This is a genomic window from Euzebyales bacterium, assembly GCA_035461305.1.
GTDB lineage: Bacteria > Actinomycetota > Nitriliruptoria > Euzebyales > JAHELV01 > JAHELV01.
On sequence record DATHVN010000171.1, the window covers coordinates 1 to 16,302 of the forward strand.

15 protein-coding genes are annotated in these 16,302 nt (G+C 69.3%); 10 read left to right on the plus strand and 5 right to left on the minus strand.

Going from position 1 to position 16,302, the window contains the following annotated elements; all coding sequences use genetic code 11:
• The 4 genes from prpE to orn form a co-directional block, all read left to right on the plus strand.
• Window positions 1-434: propionyl-CoA synthetase (gene prpE, locus VK923_16065; protein HSJ46191.1), on the plus strand; the 434-nt coding region annotated here is incomplete at its 5' end.
• Window positions 435-620: 186 nt separating this feature from the next.
• Window positions 621-1,598 (plus strand): tryptophan--tRNA ligase, encoded by a 978-nt coding sequence (gene trpS, locus VK923_16070; GenBank protein ID HSJ46192.1) that lies wholly within the window; start codon window positions 621-623, stop codon window positions 1,596-1,598.
• A gap of 28 nt (window positions 1,599-1,626) precedes the next feature.
• Window positions 1,627-3,498 carry an ATP-binding cassette domain-containing protein gene (locus VK923_16075; protein ID HSJ46193.1) on the plus strand — a complete coding sequence of 624 codons (1,872 nt, stop codon included), beginning with the start codon at window positions 1,627-1,629 and terminating at the stop codon, window positions 3,496-3,498.
• A gap of 13 nt (window positions 3,499-3,511) precedes the next feature.
• Window positions 3,512-4,135 carry an oligoribonuclease gene (gene orn / locus VK923_16080; GenBank protein HSJ46194.1) on the plus strand — a complete coding sequence of 208 codons (624 nt, stop codon included), beginning with the start codon at window positions 3,512-3,514 and terminating at the stop codon, window positions 4,133-4,135.
• On the opposite strand, the gene VK923_16085 is transcribed toward orn, so the two are convergent.
• The gene (locus VK923_16085) at window positions 4,132-4,740 is read right to left on the minus strand and encodes an RDD family protein (protein HSJ46195.1); all 609 of its coding nucleotides are present in this window, start codon (window positions 4,738-4,740) and stop codon (window positions 4,132-4,134) included. The two genes, orn and VK923_16085, sit on opposite strands and share 4 nt — an antisense overlap.
• A gap of 881 nt (window positions 4,741-5,621) precedes the next feature.
• Window positions 5,622-6,875 carry a Glu/Leu/Phe/Val dehydrogenase dimerization domain-containing protein gene (locus tag VK923_16090; GenBank protein HSJ46196.1) on the minus strand — a complete coding sequence of 418 codons (1,254 nt, stop codon included), beginning with the start codon at window positions 6,873-6,875 and terminating at the stop codon, window positions 5,622-5,624.
• 265 nt (window positions 6,876-7,140) lie between these two features.
• On the opposite strand from VK923_16090, the gene VK923_16095 reads away from it, so the two are divergent.
• The gene (locus VK923_16095) at window positions 7,141-7,302 is read left to right on the plus strand and encodes a hypothetical protein (protein ID HSJ46197.1); all 162 of its coding nucleotides are present in this window, start codon (window positions 7,141-7,143) and stop codon (window positions 7,300-7,302) included.
• Between the two features lie 31 nt (window positions 7,303-7,333).
• Window positions 7,334-7,822 carry a PH domain-containing protein gene (locus VK923_16100; protein ID HSJ46198.1) on the plus strand — a complete coding sequence of 163 codons (489 nt, stop codon included), beginning with the start codon at window positions 7,334-7,336 and terminating at the stop codon, window positions 7,820-7,822.
• A gap of 83 nt (window positions 7,823-7,905) precedes the next feature.
• Here VK923_16100 and VK923_16105 read toward each other — a convergent pair whose 3' ends face one another.
• From VK923_16105 to VK923_16115, 3 genes are all read right to left on the minus strand, one after another.
• A complete protein-coding gene (locus tag VK923_16105) occupies window positions 7,906-8,652 on the minus strand; it encodes a succinate dehydrogenase/fumarate reductase iron-sulfur subunit (GenBank protein HSJ46199.1) in 747 nt (248 codons plus the stop codon).
• Window positions 8,653-8,750: 98 nt separating this feature from the next.
• On the minus strand, window positions 8,751-10,700 hold the full coding sequence (locus VK923_16110; GenBank protein HSJ46200.1) for a fumarate reductase/succinate dehydrogenase flavoprotein subunit: 1,950 nt from the start codon (window positions 10,698-10,700) through the stop codon (window positions 8,751-8,753).
• An 11-nt stretch (window positions 10,701-10,711) separates the two neighbouring features.
• Window positions 10,712-11,407 (minus strand): succinate dehydrogenase cytochrome b subunit, encoded by a 696-nt coding sequence (locus VK923_16115; protein HSJ46201.1) that lies wholly within the window; start codon window positions 11,405-11,407, stop codon window positions 10,712-10,714.
• Between the two features lie 211 nt (window positions 11,408-11,618).
• On the opposite strand from VK923_16115, the gene VK923_16120 reads away from it, so the two are divergent.
• The 4 genes from VK923_16120 to VK923_16135 all read left to right on the plus strand — a co-directional run.
• The gene (locus VK923_16120) at window positions 11,619-13,199 is read left to right on the plus strand and encodes a methylmalonyl-CoA mutase family protein (GenBank protein ID HSJ46202.1); all 1,581 of its coding nucleotides are present in this window, start codon (window positions 11,619-11,621) and stop codon (window positions 13,197-13,199) included.
• Window positions 13,200-13,363: 164 nt separating this feature from the next.
• Window positions 13,364-14,071: a histidine phosphatase family protein gene (locus VK923_16125; GenBank protein HSJ46203.1), complete on the plus strand. Its 708-nt coding sequence runs from the start codon at window positions 13,364-13,366 to the stop codon at window positions 14,069-14,071.
• A gap of 74 nt (window positions 14,072-14,145) precedes the next feature.
• Window positions 14,146-14,775 carry a DUF3152 domain-containing protein gene (locus VK923_16130; GenBank protein HSJ46204.1) on the plus strand — a complete coding sequence of 210 codons (630 nt, stop codon included), beginning with the start codon at window positions 14,146-14,148 and terminating at the stop codon, window positions 14,773-14,775.
• 97 nt (window positions 14,776-14,872) lie between these two features.
• Window positions 14,873-16,302, plus strand: a 1,430-nt coding sequence (locus VK923_16135) for an NAD(P)H-quinone dehydrogenase (protein HSJ46205.1), incomplete at its 3' end; no start/stop codon positions are given.

Sequence of the window (16,302 nt, forward strand, 5' to 3'; positions counted from 1 at the left end):
ACATCTGGCTGCTCGGCCGTATCGACGACGTGATGAACGTCTCCGGCCACCGCCTGTCGACGGCCGAGATCGAGAGCGCGCTGGTCGAGCACGACGCCGTCGCCGAGGCCGCGGTCGTCGGTCGCACGGACCCCGACACCGGCCAGGCGATCTCGGCGTACGTCACGCTGCGCGGCGGCCGGGACGGCAGCGATGAGCTGGGCAGCGAGCTGCGGGAGCACGTCGCAGACCGCATCGGCAAGCTGGCCCGTCCGGCGGAGCTGATGTTCACCGACGACCTGCCCAAGACACGGTCCGGCAAGATCATGCGCCGGCTGCTCAAGGACATCGCCGAGGGCGACGAGGTCGGCGACGTCACGACGCTGGCAAACCCCGACATCGTCGACCAGATCAAGCAGGCCAAGGTCGACGCGACCACCCGACGCCCGGCCTGACGCCCGGCCCGGCCGGGCACCGACGGCCCCGTGCGCACGGGCGGGGCCGTCCACGCGCGCAACTCGGTCCCGGGCGCCGGTCAGCCGCGCTGGAGCCCGGTCGTCCCACCGGCGCATGCGGGCGCGTGCGGACCGGGAGGGCGCTGCCTACGATGCCGGTACCCATCGTCGAGAAAGGCACGAACCGTGGCCAGAGCGTTCAGCGGCATCAAGCCCACGGGAGCACCCCACATCGGGAACTACCTGGGTGCGTTCCGCCGCTGGGCCGAGCAGCAGCAGCCCGACGACCTGTACTGCGTGGTCGACCTGCACGCGATGACCTTGCCGTACGACCCCGCAGTGCTCGAGGACTGGACCCTCGACCTGGCCGCCTGGCTGTTCGCGGCGGGCCTCGACCCCGACGTGTGCACCGTCTTCGTGCAGTCGCACGTGCGCGAGCACGCGGAGCTCGCATGGATCCTGAACTGCGTGGCGACCATGGGCGAGCTCGGCCGCATGGTGCAGTACAAGGAGAAGTCGAAGGGACAGGACTCGGTGTCGGTGGGCCTGTTCGACTACCCAGTGCTGCAGGCCGCCGACATCCTTCTGTACCAGGCCGAGGAGGTACCCATCGGCGACGACCAGCGCCAGCACCTCGAGCTGGCGCGCGACATCGCCCAGCGCTTCAACCACCGCTACGGCGACACGTTCACGGTGCCCAGGCCGACGTTCCCGCCCGCCGGGGCACGGATCATGGATCTGCAGCTGGTCGACAGCAAGATGAGCAAGTCCGAGACATCGCCCCAGGGCACGGTCGACCTCGCCGACGATGAGGACGCGACGGCACGCAAGATCCTGCGCGCCGTCACCGACTCGGGGAGCGAGGTGCGCGCGGCACCGAACAAGCCGGGCATCACCAACCTGCTGGACCTGCTCGCCGCTGCGACCGGTGTCTCCGTCGGCGAGCTGGAGCAGCGCTACGAGGGCCAGCGGTACGGCACGTTCAAGCGCGAGGTCGCCGAGGCGGTCAACGGCGTGCTGCGGCCGGTGCGCACCCGGCACGCCGAGCTGATCGCTGATCGTGACGCGCTGACCGGCCTGCTGCACAAGGGCGCCGACCGTGCCCGCGGTATGGCCGAGACCACCATGCTGACGGTGCGGGACCGGGTCGGGCTGCTGCCGTGACAGGAGCCGGCCGACCGGCGCCGCACCGGTGAACCTGGTCAGCGTCGAGCGGGCCCACCTGCGCTACGCGGAGAAGGTCGTGCTCGACGGCGTCAGCGTCGGCATCGACGAGGGGGACCGCGTCGGCGTGATCGGGCGCAACGGAAGCGGCAAGTCGACGCTGCTGAGGGTGCTGGCCGGCGTGCAACCCCTGGACGACGGTGTGGTCACGCACGCGCGGCGGGTGACCGTGCAGCTGGTGCCCCAGGAGCCCGACCTGCCGTCGAACCGCTCCGCGCTCGACGTGGTCCTCCACGCCGACTCCGAGCCCGGCAGGATCTTCCGCGGGCACCGCGAGCGCCCCAACGACCCGGTTCTGACCACGCTGATGGACACCCGGGGCCTGTGGGACCTCGAGCACGTGGCCCGCGGCATGTTGGACCGTTTCGCCGTGGCGGCGGACCGGACGGTCGGCCAGCTCAGCGGCGGGCAGCGCATGCGCGTGGCGCTGGCCCGCGGGCTCGTGCATGCCGACGTCGCCGCGCGCACCGGTGACACCGTGCCTCTGCTGATCCTCGACGAGCCGACCAACCACCTCGACCTCGACGCGATCGAGTGGCTCGAGGACCGCATCCAGAGCCAGCGCGGCGCGGTGGTGCTGGTCACTCACGACCGGTACCTGCTGGACCGGGTCGCCACCCGCATTGTCGAGGTCGTTGACGACGACCTGCGCACCGAGCACGGCTCCTACGCCGACTACCTGGCCAACCGCGCGGAACGTGCCCAGCAGGCTGCCGCCCGGGAACACCGACGCCGGCAGCGTGTCCGAGCCGAGCTCAACTGGCTGCAGCGTAGCCCAACGGCACGCACCAGCAAGTCGCGCGCACGCATCGAGCGCGCCGGGCAGCTGCTGGCCGACGAGCCGGAGGCGGCCGGTCCGGCCGTGCGCATCGACCTGCCCGCCCGCCGGCTGGGCAGCAGGGTTGTCACGCTGCACAACGTCGGCAAGCGCTACGGCGGCACGGTCGTGCTGCGCGACGTCACCGTCAACCTCGAGCCCGGCACGCGGATCGGCGTGGTCGGACCCAACGGCAGCGGCAAGACCACCCTGCTCCAGCTGATCGCCGGGCGCCTGGAGCCCGACCGGGGCAGCGTCCGGCTTGGCTCGACGGTGCACGTGGGCCGGTACGACCAGCACACCGCCGCACCACCGACAGGGCAGCGGGTGATCGACGCCGTCACCGACGTGGTCCTCGAGACCAGCACGGTCAACGGCATCACGCTGTCGGCGAGCGGCCTGCTGGAGCGCTTCGGCTTCACCCCGGCGGCGCAGCAGGCACGAGTGGCGGAGCTGTCGGGTGGCGAACGCCGCAGGCTCGAGCTCCTGCGGGTGCTGGCGACCGCTCCGAACGTGCGGCTGCTCGACGAGCCCACCAACGACCTCGACCTCGACACACTGGCCGTCGTCGAGGGGGCTTCGAGACCTGGTCGGGCAAGCTGCTGGTCGCCTCCCACGACCGCTTCTTCCTCGACAGGGTGTGCCGCCAGCTGTGGTCGATCGAACCGGACGGCACCCTGCGCGAGCACCCCGGCGGCTGGAGGACCTACCACGCGCGGCGCGCGGCCGCGGCCGCCGACATCAGCGCAACACGCACCCGGTCGGACGAGCAGACCCGGCGGTCCGGCGGTGTGCGGTCGGGCAGGCTGTCCTACAACGAGCAGCGTGAGCTGCGTGCGCTCGAACGGGGGCTGCCGAAGCTCGAACAGCGGCGCGACGCGCTGCACGCCGAGCTGCTGGCTGCCGCCGACGACCACGTCCGCGCGGGCGCGCTGGCCAGGGACCTCGACGAGGTCATTGCCCGGATCGACCGCACCGAGACCCGATGTCGAGCTGCAGCTGCGGACCGACCCGACGAGCTGAGAGGCGTCACAGGATGAGCATCGGCCAGCCGCTGGTGTGGATCGACCTCGAGATGACCGGGCTGGACCCCGACGTCGACGTGATCGTCGAGATCGCAACGATCGTGACCGACGGCAGCCTCGAGCATGTCGAGCACGGCCCCGACCTCGTGGTCGCCGCGCCTGAGGCAGCGCTCGACGCGATGGCCGAGGTCGTCCGGCGCATGCACACGGCGTCCGGCCTGCTCGGCGAGATCCGGTCGACCGACCGCACGGTCTCCGAGGCCGAGAAGGCCACGTTGGACTTCGTGCGCGGCCACGTGCCGGAGCCCTCGCTCGCTCCGCTTGCAGGCAGCAGCGTGCACGCCGACCGCGCGTTCCTCCGCCGGTACATGCCGACCCTCGAGGCGCACCTGCACTACCGCAACGTCGACGTCTCGACGCTCAAGGAGCTGGCGCGCCGGTGGCGGCCCGACCTGCTCGAACAGGCACCCGACAAGCAGGAGCGCCACCGGGCGCTGGACGACATCATCGAGTCGATCGCTGAGCTGCGATTCTACCGCGACGCGCTGTTCGGTCCGCCGCCGCAGGCCCAGAGTGAGCAGTCGAGCGTCAGCGAGACGACCAAGCGCACGACCGGTCCGGGAGACAGTCCCTAAGCATCGACAACCCTGGTGGCTGCCCATCGGTCGTGGAAGCCCCGGTTGTCCGGATCGTCCTGGATCGTCGTGATCAGCGCGGCGAGTGGGACGGCGAAGCTGATCAACCCGCCGATCAGCGGGATCACGCTGCCGATGACAAACAGCACGCGGCGTTTGAACGCGGCCTCGAGGGTCACCGGTCCACCGTCGGCCATCGTGACCTTGATGCCGAGCATCCGCTTGGCCAGCGTCTGACCCGAGCTTGCCTCGAGCATGACGAAGTACGCCAGCATCAGCCCGGCGGTGATCACGCTGTACAGGTAGGACTGGCCGGCCGACACAGCCTCGGGCGTCGCCGGCACCGGTCCTGACCCCAGCCCGACGATCACGCCGACGAAGACGAAAACCACGGTGAGCAGGAGCATGTCGATGATGTAGGCCCCGACCCGCTTGCCGACGTCGGCGGGTCGTGTGCCGGCAGCCGGCACCGGGTCGGTGCCCCAGCCGTACGAGGCGTCGGGGTTGGCCTCCGGGTGGCCCGGTGGCGGGGTGCCGGGCGGCGGGCGATCGTCCCAGCGGCTCGCGTGGTCGCCCGGTCGATCTGCGGATGGGTCGTTGCTCATCGGTGGCGCCCTTGGGTCGTGTGCCCGCGATTATGCCAACATCCGGCAGCGTCAACGCCGCACGGACCTGGTTGCCCGGCCGATCGTCAGCCCCGGCGCACGCGGTGGCGCCGCAGTCGGCCACGCGGGTCGGACCCGCCAGGGCGAGATCGAACGTGCGGTGCAGCAGCTGGAGACCCGGCGAGAGTCTCGCGTACCGCTCGTCGTAGCCGATCCTGAGCCCGGAGAAGACGCCATGGTGGTCGAACCCGAACGAGAACGCCACGATGCGCCGGTCGACCCGCAGCATGGTCAGCAGGAGCCAGCCGTGCTCGCCCGCCCACCGTGCCACGCGCCGATAGAACACCAGCGTCGTCGGGTCGCAGGCGATCGCCGTGCCGCCCCGGCCCTTCCAGCCGGACGCCTCGACGGCGAGGCACTCGTCCAGGACGTCGCGCAGCTCGTCACCACCGTGACACGTCTCGAAGGTCACCGCGCCGAGGTCGTCCACGCGGCGCACCGTGTAGACCACGACGTCACGGTGATCAAAGGCGTCGAGCCAGGCGCGCACCCAGCCGGGACGCACGAACAGCGAGGCCTCGCAGCGGGTGACGAGGTCGTCCCACTCATCGGCGATCGCACCGATGTCGCCGCAGACCGATGCGACCTCGCGGGGGCTTCTGACCATGACCGTGCTCATGGTCGGTGAACCTAGGCCCGTGCCGGGTCGTGTGGACTCGAGTCGGCCGCGGTTTCACACGTGCGTCACGACGTGTCATGGCCGCGTTCCCGGAAAAACGTGTCAACGACGCCACATGGTGCGTGCGGTGTGGCGGAGTCTCGCCCCGAAGCATGCTGTCGTGCACGACGTGCGGGCCGCGCGCGGGACCCGGAGCTGGCGGTCAGATGTAGCCGCGCAGATGCGCCGCCGCCGCGACCTCAGTGATGCCGATCGCGAAGGCGGCCCGCCGTAGGGTCGTCTCGAGGTCGGAGGCGCGGTCACGCACCTTGCGGTACGCCGCGCGCATGTACCGGCGGAGCTCGTCGTTGACCTGCTGCTCGCTCCACTTGAACTGCTGGATGTTCTGGGTCCACTCGAAGTACGACACGGTGACGCCGCCGGCGTTCGCGAGCACGTCGGGGATCACGGTCACCCCTCGCTCCGACAGTGCCTGGTCGGCGACCGGTGTGACGGGGTGGTTGGCCGCCTCGATGATCGTGTGCACGCGGATGTTGTCGGCGTTGGTGTGGTTGATCACCTCGCCGAGCGCCGCCGGGATGAGCACGTCGGCATCGAGCTCGAGCAGCGCGTCGCCGTCGATCGCCTGGGCACCGTCGAACCCGGCGACCGTGTCGGCCTCGCCGACGTGCTTGTCCAGCAGCTCGATCGACAGCCCCTCGGGTGCGTGGATTGCACCGTGGAGGTCGGACACGGCGACCACACGGTAGCCGCGCTCGGCGGCGAGGCGGGCCGTCCACGCCCCGACGTTTCCGTAACCCTGGATCGCGACGGTGATCTCCGCCGGATCCCATCCGTGGTCTTCGGCCGCCTCGTCGAGCACCATCACGACGCCGCGTCCCGTCGCGGCTTCCCGACCGTACGATCCACCGAGCTCCAGCGGCTTGCCCGTGACGATCGCCGGCTCGTGGCCGTGTGCCTGCCCCCACGCGTCCATCATCCATGCCATCGTCTGGGCGTTGGTGTTCATGTCTGGCGCCATGATGTCGCGCTTGACGCCGACGACGTAGCTGACCTGCGACATGTAACGGCGGGTCAGGCGCTCGTGCTCGGACCGCGACAGGGTCGCCGGGTCGACCTGCACGCCGCCTTTCGCTCCGCCGAACGGCACGCCGATCACCGCTGTCTTCCAGGTCATCAGCGAGGCCAGTGCACGGACCTCGTCGAGGTCCGCGGTCGGATGGAAGCGCACGCCGCCCTTGTAGGGTCCCCGCGCCCCGTTGTGCTGGACCCGGTAGCCGTAGAAGGTCTCGACCGTGCCGTCGTCGCGACGCAGTGGCAGCTGCACCCGGATCTCGCGGTACGTCCCGTTGAGCACGTCCCGGGTCTGATCGTCGATGCCGAGCTGGTGGGCGACATCGTCGAAGAAGTACTGGACGGACTCGAACGGGCTCAGATCGGTGCTCAGGTTGACCACGGCACTCCTCGCTGTGTCTTGTCCTGCCCGGCTGCGGCGCTATGCGTCCACCTGGCGCACAGCCGTCTCGTATGGTGGCGCGGGTTTCGGCTCCGGCCCGCTCGGGATCATTCGGTCGCCACGGTCCGCATGATCCATGCTCACACTGGTCCACACAAGAGGCTCTGGATGTGCGACAATCGCGTCCGTGGTGTTACAAGCTTGGCAAGTGGCCTTGAACGCGCTAAGAATGAACATCTGACAAAGGCTCAGGGGGCCTGTTGGCATGTGGACGTGGCTGCGCTGGCTGCTCTTGGCACTTCTCGTCTACTACATCGTCGTCTTTCCTCAGGAAGCGGCGCAGTTGACGCAGGCGATCGTGGGCGGAGCCGTCAGACTGTTCGTCGGCGCCGCGGACGCCGCGGCGACATTCCTGCAGAGCCTCTGACACGCCCACCACTCCATCACCTCGGCGCCGCATGACTGACCTTGCTGATGTCGGGCTTCCGGACCCGACCCCGTACCTTCTGCCTGAAGAGAAGGTCCGCCTCATCGTGCGGCGGCATCACCCGATCGTGCTGGTGCCGGTCGCGGCGCTGGCGGCGTTGATCATCGTCGGCGTGGTCGTGGCGCTGCTGTCGGCGCCGACGGCGGAGATGCTGGCAGTGGGCGCGTTGATCATCGTCGGCACGCTGCTGTGGGTCGGCTACCGCTGGCTGCGCTGGAACCGCACCGTGCTTGTCGTTACGAACCGCCGGCTGTTCCAGTTGGTGGCGCTCGGCATCAGACGGGTGAACGTGCTGCCGGTGGTCCGGCAGTCGGTCGTGTTCCGCCAGTCACCGATCGGGCGCGCCGCAGGTTACGGGCGCGTCCAGGTGCAGACGCCTACCGGTGCCACGCTGCACGACTTCAACTGGCTCGCCGAGGCGGCCAGGTTCCGTGACGCGGTCACCGACGTCGCCGCGTGATCGGCCCAGCGCCCGGCTGACGGCCGGGTCCCATGAGCCTGGTCGTCTCGCTGGCTCTCGACTCCCAACGGCTGGTGGACCGGCTAGCGCCGACCTGAAAACTTGGCCTTCAGGTAGTCGCGGTTCATCATCGCGATGAAGTTGATCGAGATGCTCTTGGGACACGCAGCCTCGCACTCACCCATGTTGGTGCAGGAGCCGAAGAACTGCTCCATGGTGTCGACCATGTTGCTGACGCGTTCGAGTCGCTCAGGTGCACCCTGGGGCAGCAGGTTGAGGTGGGACACCTTCGAGGCGGTGAACAGCTGCGCTGCGCCGTTGGGACACGCGGCCACGCAGGCTCCGCAGCCGATGCAGGTCGCGGCGTCCATCGCGCTGTCCGCGGTCTCCTTCGGCACCGCGATCATGTTCGCGTCAGGCGCCGACCCCGTGTGCACCGAGACATAGCCCCCGGCCTCGATGATCCGGTCTAAGGCGCTGCGGTCGACCACCAGGTCCTTGATCACGGGGAAGCCAGCCGCCCGCCACGGCTCGATCGTGATCTCGTCGCCGTCGGAGTAGTGGCGCATGTGCAGCTGGCAGGTCGCGGTGCCGCGCTGGGGGCCGTGTGCCTGACCGTTGATCATGACGCCGCACGACCCGCAGATGCCCTCGCGGCAGTCGTGGTCGAACTGGATCGGCTCGGTGCCCTCGGCGATGAGCCGCTCGTTGACCACGTCGAGCATCTCGAGGAACGACATGTCCTCGCTGATGTCGGTTGCCTCGTAGGTCTCGAACCGACCCGCGTCACCAGGTCCCGACTGCCTCCACACGTGCAACGTGAGATCCATGGGTTTGGCCTTCGCCTCTGCTCTCAGGTGTTGGTTCCAGGGTCTGACCTTCGGGGCGTCCGGAGGGGCGGAGCCCGGGGAAGGCGTGTCAGCGCCGGCTACTTGTAGCTACGCTGGACCAGTTCGACGTGCTCGTACACGAGCGGCTCCTTGTGCAGCGTTGGTGCCTCCTCGACGCCGTTGGACTCCCAGGCCGCCACGTAGCGGTGGTGCTCGTCGTCACGCAGCGCCTCGCCGTCCTCGGTCTGGTACTCCTCGCGGAAGTGGGCCCCGCACGACTCGTTGCGGTCCAGCGCGTCGACGCACATCAGCTCGGCGAGCTCGAAGAAGTCCGCAACGCGCCCGGCCTTCTCCAGCGACTCGTTGAGGCTGGCGTCGTCGCCGAGCACACGCACGTCGCTGTGGAACTCCTCACGTAGCGCCGGGATCTCCGACAACGCCTTCTCAAGGCCCTCCCGGTTCCGCGACATTCCGCAGTAGTCCCACAGGATCCGGCCGAGCTCGCGGTGGAACCAGTCGACGCTACGGGTCCCACCGACGGACAGCAGCCGGTCGATGCGGCTGCGCACCGCCTTCTCGGTCTGCTTGAACGCGTCGTGGTCGGTGTCCACGGGCGACTCTCCGAGCAGCGGTGCGAGGTAGTTGCTGATCGTGTACGGCAGTACGAAGTAGCCGTCGGCCAGTCCCTGCATCAGCGCGCTCGCACCGAGGCGGTTGGCACCGTGGTCGCTGAAGTTGGCCTCCCCGATGACGAACAGCCCGGGCAGGTTGCTCATCAGGTGGTAGTCGACCCAGAGCCCGCCCATCGTGTAGTGCGGCGCGGGGTAGATGCGCATCGGGATCGCGTAGGGGTCCTCGCCGGTGATGCGCTCATACATCTCGAACAGGTTGCCGTAGTTCTCGATGATGGCCTCGACGCCGAGACGCTCGATCGCGTCGGCGAAGTCCAGGTACACCCCGTTCTGTCTCGGCCCGACGCCGTAGCCGGCATCGACGCGCTCCTTGGCGTTGCGGCTCGCGACGTCGCGCGGGACCAGGTTTCCGAACGCCGGATAGCGCTCCTCGAGGTAGTAGTAGCGGTCCTCAGCGGGGATGTCGCGTGGCGAGCGCTCGTCGTCGGCGTCACGCGGCACCCAGATGCGCCCGTCGTTGCGCAGCGACTCGCTCATCAACGTCAGCTTGGCCTGGAACTCCTCGCTGGCCGGGATGGCGGTCGGGTGGATCTGCGTGAAGCACGGGTTCGCGAAGTACGCGCCCCTGCGGTGGGCCCGCCAGATCGCCGTCGCGTTGCACTTCATCGCATTGGTCGACAGGTAGAACGCGTTGGAGTAGCCCCCGGTCGCGAGCACGATGGCGTGGGCGCTGTGCGAGGTGATCTCGCCGGTCAGCAGGTCGCGCACGACGACCCCGACGGCGTGCCCGTCAACGACGACGAGGTCGAGCAGCTCGGTCCGGTTGTGCAGCGTGACCTTGCCGGCGTCGATCTGGCGGGCCAGTGCCTGGTAGGCCCCGAGCAGCAGCTGCTGACCGGTCTGTCCGCGGGCGTAGAAGGTCCGCGATACCTGAGCGCCGCCGAAGGAGCGGTTGGCGAGCAGACCACCGTACTCGCGCGCGAACGGCACGCCCTGTGCCACCGCCTGGTCGATGATCTCGAGGCTGACCTCGGCGAGCCGGTACACGTTGGCCTCGCGCGAGCAGTAGTCGCCGCCCTTCACGGTGTCGTGGAACAGGCGGAAGATGCTGTCGCCGTCGTTCTGGTAGTTCTTCGCGGCGTTGATCCCGCCCTGGGCGGCGATCGAGTGCGCGCGTCGGGGCGAGTCGTGGAAGGTGAAGATCTTCACCTTGTAGCCGAGCTCACCCAGTGTGGCTGCGGCTGACGCACCGGCCAGTCCGGTGCCGACCATGATGATCTCGAACCTGCGCTTGTTGCTGGGGTTGACCAGCCTCATGTCGAACTGGTGGTGCCGCCACAGCGTCTCGAGATCGCCGGTGGGCACGCTGCCGTCGAGCTCGGCGCCGGTCGTGATGTTGCTCACGTCGGTTGCCACGGAGGCCCTCCTCAGCCCACGATCCCGAGCTGCACGGTGATCGGGAACGACAGGTTGCCGCCCACGGTGATCACCGCGAATGCGATGGCGAACAGCCGCCGCCACGGGTTGAACCGTGGACTGTTGATGCCCAGACTCTGGAACAGGCTCCACGCACCGTGGTAGAGGTGCACGCCGAGCGCGGCGTTGGCGGCCAGGTAGAACAGCGCGACGATCGGGTTCGACAGGCTCGCCACCAGGTTGTTGTAGACGTCACCGCGCACGAAGTCGGGGTTGACCCAGCCCCAGGTGAGGTCCGCCAGGTGGTAGGCGAGGAACAGCAGGACGATGATGCCCGTCCAGCGCATGGTGCGCGCCGCGAAGTCGGCGGCGATGTAGTCACGCGCCGTCTGGTACTTCATCGGCCGGGCCCTCTGGTTCATCCGCGTGAGCGCGTACGCGGCGTGCAGGTGCAGCGCCAGCGCCACGATCAGGCCGATCCGCAGGATCCACAGCATCACGTGGTGGGGCAGGATCGGGTACAGCAGGCCCTCACGCAGCCACTCGCCGTAGGTGTTGAGCGACTCGGGCCCGAGGTACACCTTGAGGTTGCCCACCATGTGGGCGAAGACGTAGCCCATCCAGGCGATCCCAGTGATCGCCATGACGTACTTCTTGCCCAGTGCCGAACGGTAGAACTCGAGTGCCCATGCGCCGTAACGGACCACCGCGGGACGTCTCGCTGTCGCCTGTTGCTGTGCCGGTGCCCGGCTGTCGGCCCGCGGAGGTTGCTGCGTCGTGGACATCTAGCGCTTTCCCGATCGGCTCGCGTGTGGGTGCGTCGACCGGGCCCAGTCTAAGCCACGGCGAAGCCCCACGCCTGTGGTTCGTTTGGTGGACATATCATCTGCTTGAGGTGTCAAGCAGGAGTGGTGGCCGATGAGCAGCGAGCACGAGACAGCGTCAGGGATCCCGACGCAGCCGGTCTACCGACCTGACGACGTGGCCGATCTGTACGACGACCTCGGCGATCCCGGCACCTTCCCGTACACCCGCGGGGTGTATCCCAGCATGTATCGCAGCCGGCACTGGACCATGCGCCAGTACGCCGGCTTCGCCACCGCGGCCGAGTCCAACGCCCGCTACCGGTACCTGTTGGAGCAGGGTCAGACGGGGCTGTCGGTCGCGTTCGACCTGCCGACGCAGATGGGCTACGACTCCGACCACCCGCTCGCCGCAGGCGAGGTCGGCAAGGTCGGTGTCGCGATCGATTCGCTCGCTGACATGCAGGCGTTGTTCGACGGCATCCCGCTGGACCAGGTGTCGACGTCGATGACGATCAACGCGCCGGCGTCGATCCTGTTGCTGCTCTACCAGTTGGTGGGGGAGGAGCAGGGCGTCGACCCCGCAAAGCTGCGTGGCACTGTCCAGAACGACGTGCTCAAGGAGTACATCGCGCGGGGGACGTACATCTTTCCGCCTGCTCCGAGCCTGCGGATCGTCACCGACACGTTCGCGTACTGCGCCGACGTCCTGCCGTCGTTCAACACGATCTCGATCTCGGGCTACCACATGGCCGAGGCCGGGGCGACGGCGGTCCAGGAGGTCGGCTTCACACTGGCCAACGCGATCGCCTACGTCGACGCCGCGACCGCCGCCGGCCTCGACGTCGACGACGTCGCGCCGCGGCTGTCGTTCTTCTTCGTGGCGCGCTCGTCGCTGCTCGAGGAGGTCGCGAAGTTCCGCGCGGCCCGGCGGCTGTGGGCGCGGATCATGCGCGACCGCTTCGGCGCGCGGTCGCCGAAGTCGCAGATGCTGCGGTTCCACACGCAGACCGCCGGGGTGCAGCTGACCGCGCAGCAGGCCGAGGTCAACCTGATCCGCGTCGCGATCCAGGCGCTGGCCGCGACGCTGGGCGGCACCCAGTCGCTGCATGCCAACGCGTTCGACGAGGCGCTGACGTTGCCCAGCGAGGCAGCCGCGCGGCTGGCGCTGCGCACCCAGCAGGTCATTGCGTACGAGACCGATGTGCCGCTGGTCGCTGACCCGCTGGGAGGCAGCTGGTTCATCGAGTCGCTGACCGACGAGATCGAGCAGCAGGCCGAGGCGCTGATGAAGCGGGTCGACGACCTCGGTGGCGCGGTCGCGGCCATCGACGACGGCTTCCAGAAGCAGCAGATCGAGCTGAGCGCCTACGAGCACATGCGCAAGGTCGAACGCGAGGAGCGCATCGTCGTCGGCGTCAACCGGTTCGCCATCGACGAGGACGTCGAGCCGGAGCTGCAGCGGGTCGACGACGCTGTGCACGAAGGTCAGATCGAGCGCCTCACGCGGCTCCGGGTGGAGCGGGACGGGGAGGCCGTCACGGCCGCGCTGACGGAGGTCCGACGCGCAGCCGCTGCCTCGGACAACCTGCTGGTCGCCATGCGGGAGGCGCTGCGGGCGATGGCGACCGTCGGCGAGGTGTGCGACGTGCTGCGCGGGGTGTTCGGCAGCTACAGGCCGCCGTCGGGGGTCTGAGGCCTCTGGGGGGGCCAGGTCGCCATGTGGTGGGTGGACTCCCCGGCGTGCGGTGGTGGGCCGCTGTGGGGAACCAGGTCGCCGATGTGGTGGGTGGGCTCCCCGGAACGGGGTGGGGCGCCGAGCTACGCTGCCTGGTGGTCGCACACCGACACGGGGATCCGATGCAGCTGTACCTCATCCGCCACGGCCAGAGCCTGGTGAACCTCGCCGACTGGGCACACGGCAACAGCGACGAGGGACTGACGGACCTTGGGCGGCAGCAGGCGCAGGCCGTGGCGCAGCGACTCGCGACCGGGTCCGACCGGATCGACGTGCTCTACGCCAGCACGATGCGGCGCGCCCACGAGACCGCGACGTTCGTCAGCAGGGCCCTGGACCTGCCGATCCTGCCCGATGACCGCATCCGCGAGATCGGGAACAACCGGCTCGACCACGCGCCATGGCCCGACGTGCCGACCGACTACGGTGACTTCTGGGCGACGTCGCGCCCGTTCGCATCGGTGACGCCGGGCGTCGAGCAGGGCGAGTCGCTGATGCACTTCCGGACCCGCGTCGGCGCCTTCCTCGAAGAGCTGCGCCTGGACCGCGCCGGCCAGCAGGTGGTCGCGGTCACCCACGGCGGCGTGATCGACGCCGTCTTCGACCACATGTTCAACGTCGGGCCGTGGCGTCACTGCCAGGTCTGGACCAGCAACGCCTCGGTCACGCAGGTGGAGCTGCTCGACGACACGCCTCGGGACAACGGCGTGGCCCACGGTGGCCCGGAGCGGTGGCGGCTGCACCGCCACAACGACGTCGGCCACCTCGATGCGGTGCCGACACCCGCACCGTTCGCCGCTGACGGCGCGTCGGGACAGGCGAGGCGGTGACGCCTGTGACGCAATGCCCACGACACGTCCGGTGGCCGACGGCTGCGCGGGCGACGACCACCCGGGGACGACACGTGACGCGGACCATCAGTGCGCTCCTGGGGGTGCTGCTCGCCGTGCCGGCGACGCTTGTCGCGGACCCGGCCGTGGCGGCGGCCTCGACGCCGCCGCCGCTGAGGACGACGTCCGAGGGATTCCGCTTCGTCGCCGATGACGGCCGCTGGGTGGGTGATGGTCGCCGCCGCACGTACCGCGTCGAGGTCGAGCCGGCCGCCGACGTCAGCCTGCGGTGGGTGACCCGCCGGGCGGAGCACGTGCTCGGCCACCGACTCGCCTGGACCCGGGCGGGCGACTGGTCGCTGCGGCGGGTCCGGCGCCGACCCGACATCCGCATCGTGATCGCGACGCCGAGGACCGTCGACCGGCTGTGCGCACTGGCAGGGCTGCGCACCGTGGGACGGCTGTCGTGCTGGAACGGGAGGTTCGCGGCTGTCAACGTCAACCGCTGGAAGCGGGGCTCGAAGGGGTTCGTCGGGCCACTGCACGTCTACCGCCGGTACGTGTTGAACCACGAGGTCGGCCACGCGTTGGGGTACGCTCACCGGGCGTGCCCCCGGCGCGGTGCGCGGGCGCCGGTGATGCAGCAGCAGACGTTCGCGACCCGGCCGTGCCGGGCGAACGGGTGGCCCATGCGCGATTCGTGATCGGGCGCGGTCGCGCATGAAGCATCGCGGTGACGCCGACGATGTGGGGCCATGGCGACACTAGGCTGCACTACGTGACGAACCGCGAGAGGTCTGCATGCACATCGTGATCATCGGCGGGGGCCCGGCAGGGTACGAGGCGGCGCTCGTGGCTGCCGAGCACGGTCATCAGGTGACGCTAGTCACCACCGATGGGCTCGGCGGCAACAGTGTCCTGTGGGACTGCGTGCCGTCGAAGGCGCTGATCGTGTCCGCCGACGCGATGGGCTGGATGCAGTCGGCCGACCGTCTGGGAGTGCGCCTTGGCGACGGCACCGAGGTGCACGCAAACTCCCGGGTCGACATGGCGTCGGTGATCGACCGCGTCGCGACGCTGGCGCGTAACCAGTCCAACGACATCAGCGACAAGCTGGCCAAGGCCGGCGTCGACGTCATCGAAGGGCGAGGTCGCCTGACGGGGCCGTGTGAGGTTCTCGTCACACCGACGTCCGGTGCGCCCTACGAGGTCTCCGGTGACATGGTGCTGCTGGCGACAGGCTCAAACCCGCGGATCCTGCCATTCTTCGAGCCCGACGGAGAGCGGGTGTTCACCGCGCGCGAGCTGTTCGAGCTGCGCGGGCTGCCGGAGCGGCTGATCGTCGTGGGCTCCGGCGCGACGGGAGCCGAGTATGCGCATGCGTTCGTGCGCTTCGGCAGCGAGGTCCACCTGGTCTCCAGCCGCGAGCAGGTGCTGCCGAGCGAGGACCACGATGCGGCGAACGTGATCGAGGAGAGCTTCGAGCGCTGGGGGATGACGATCCACCGCGAACGTCGGGCGGTCGACGTGGAGGTGACCGACGTTGGGGTGCGGGTGCGCACCGAGCTGTCCAAGGACGGCGAGGTCGTCGAGGGCGCAGGTGAGTGGCTCGAGGGCAGCCACGTGCTGTTCTGCGTCGGGCAGGTGCCGGCGTCGGACGATCTCGGGCTGAGCGATGTCGGTGTCGACGTCGAGGACTGGGGCGCGATCCCGGTGGACGGGGTCAGCCGTACCAACGTGCTGACCGTCTACGCGGCGGGCGACGTGACGGGCGGCATGATGTTGGCGAGCACGGCCGCCATGCAGGGCCGCAACGCTGTATGGCACTTCATCGGCAAGAGCGTGCAACCACTGCGGTCCGACGTGATCGCCCGGTGCGTGTTCACCGCGCCCGAGGTTGCCTCGGTCGGCATCCCGACGGCGAAGGTCGCCGAGCAAGGGTCGAGCGCCATCGAGACGGTCAAGCTCGACTACCACAGCAACCCGCGCGCGAAGATGACCGAGCACACCCGCGGCTTCGTCAAGCTGCACGCACGTCGTGGGTCGGGCACCGTGCTCGGCGGCCTGGTGGTGGCCGACCGCGCGAGCGACCTGATCACGCCGTTCAGCGTGGCTGTGCGCAACCGCCTGACGGTCGAGCAGATCGCTCACGCGTTCACGATCTACCCGTCGATGGCCGGGTCGCTGCAGGAAACGGCTCGCCAGGTGCTGGCGCGCCAACCCGATGAGGC

What these genes read in the sequence shown, in the direction of transcription:
- VK923_16125 (HSJ46203.1), top strand. Translation starts at nt 13,364, where the DNA reads ATGCAGCTGTACCTCATCCGCCACGGCCAGAGCCTGGTGAACCTCGCC.
- VK923_16100 (HSJ46198.1), top strand. Translation starts at nt 7,334, where the DNA reads ATGACTGACCTTGCTGATGTCGGGCTTCCGGACCCGACCCCGTACCTT.
- VK923_16095 (HSJ46197.1), top strand. Translation starts at nt 7,141, where the DNA reads ATGTGGACGTGGCTGCGCTGGCTGCTCTTGGCACTTCTCGTCTACTAC.
- VK923_16105 (HSJ46199.1), bottom strand. Translation starts at nt 8,652, where the DNA reads ATGGATCTCACGTTGCACGTGTGGAGGCAGTCGGGACCTGGTGACGCG.
- VK923_16120 (HSJ46202.1), top strand. Translation starts at nt 11,619, where the DNA reads ATGAGCAGCGAGCACGAGACAGCGTCAGGGATCCCGACGCAGCCGGTC.
- orn (HSJ46194.1), top strand. Translation starts at nt 3,512, where the DNA reads ATGAGCATCGGCCAGCCGCTGGTGTGGATCGACCTCGAGATGACCGGG.
- VK923_16085 (HSJ46195.1), bottom strand. Translation starts at nt 4,740, where the DNA reads ATGAGCAACGACCCATCCGCAGATCGACCGGGCGACCACGCGAGCCGC.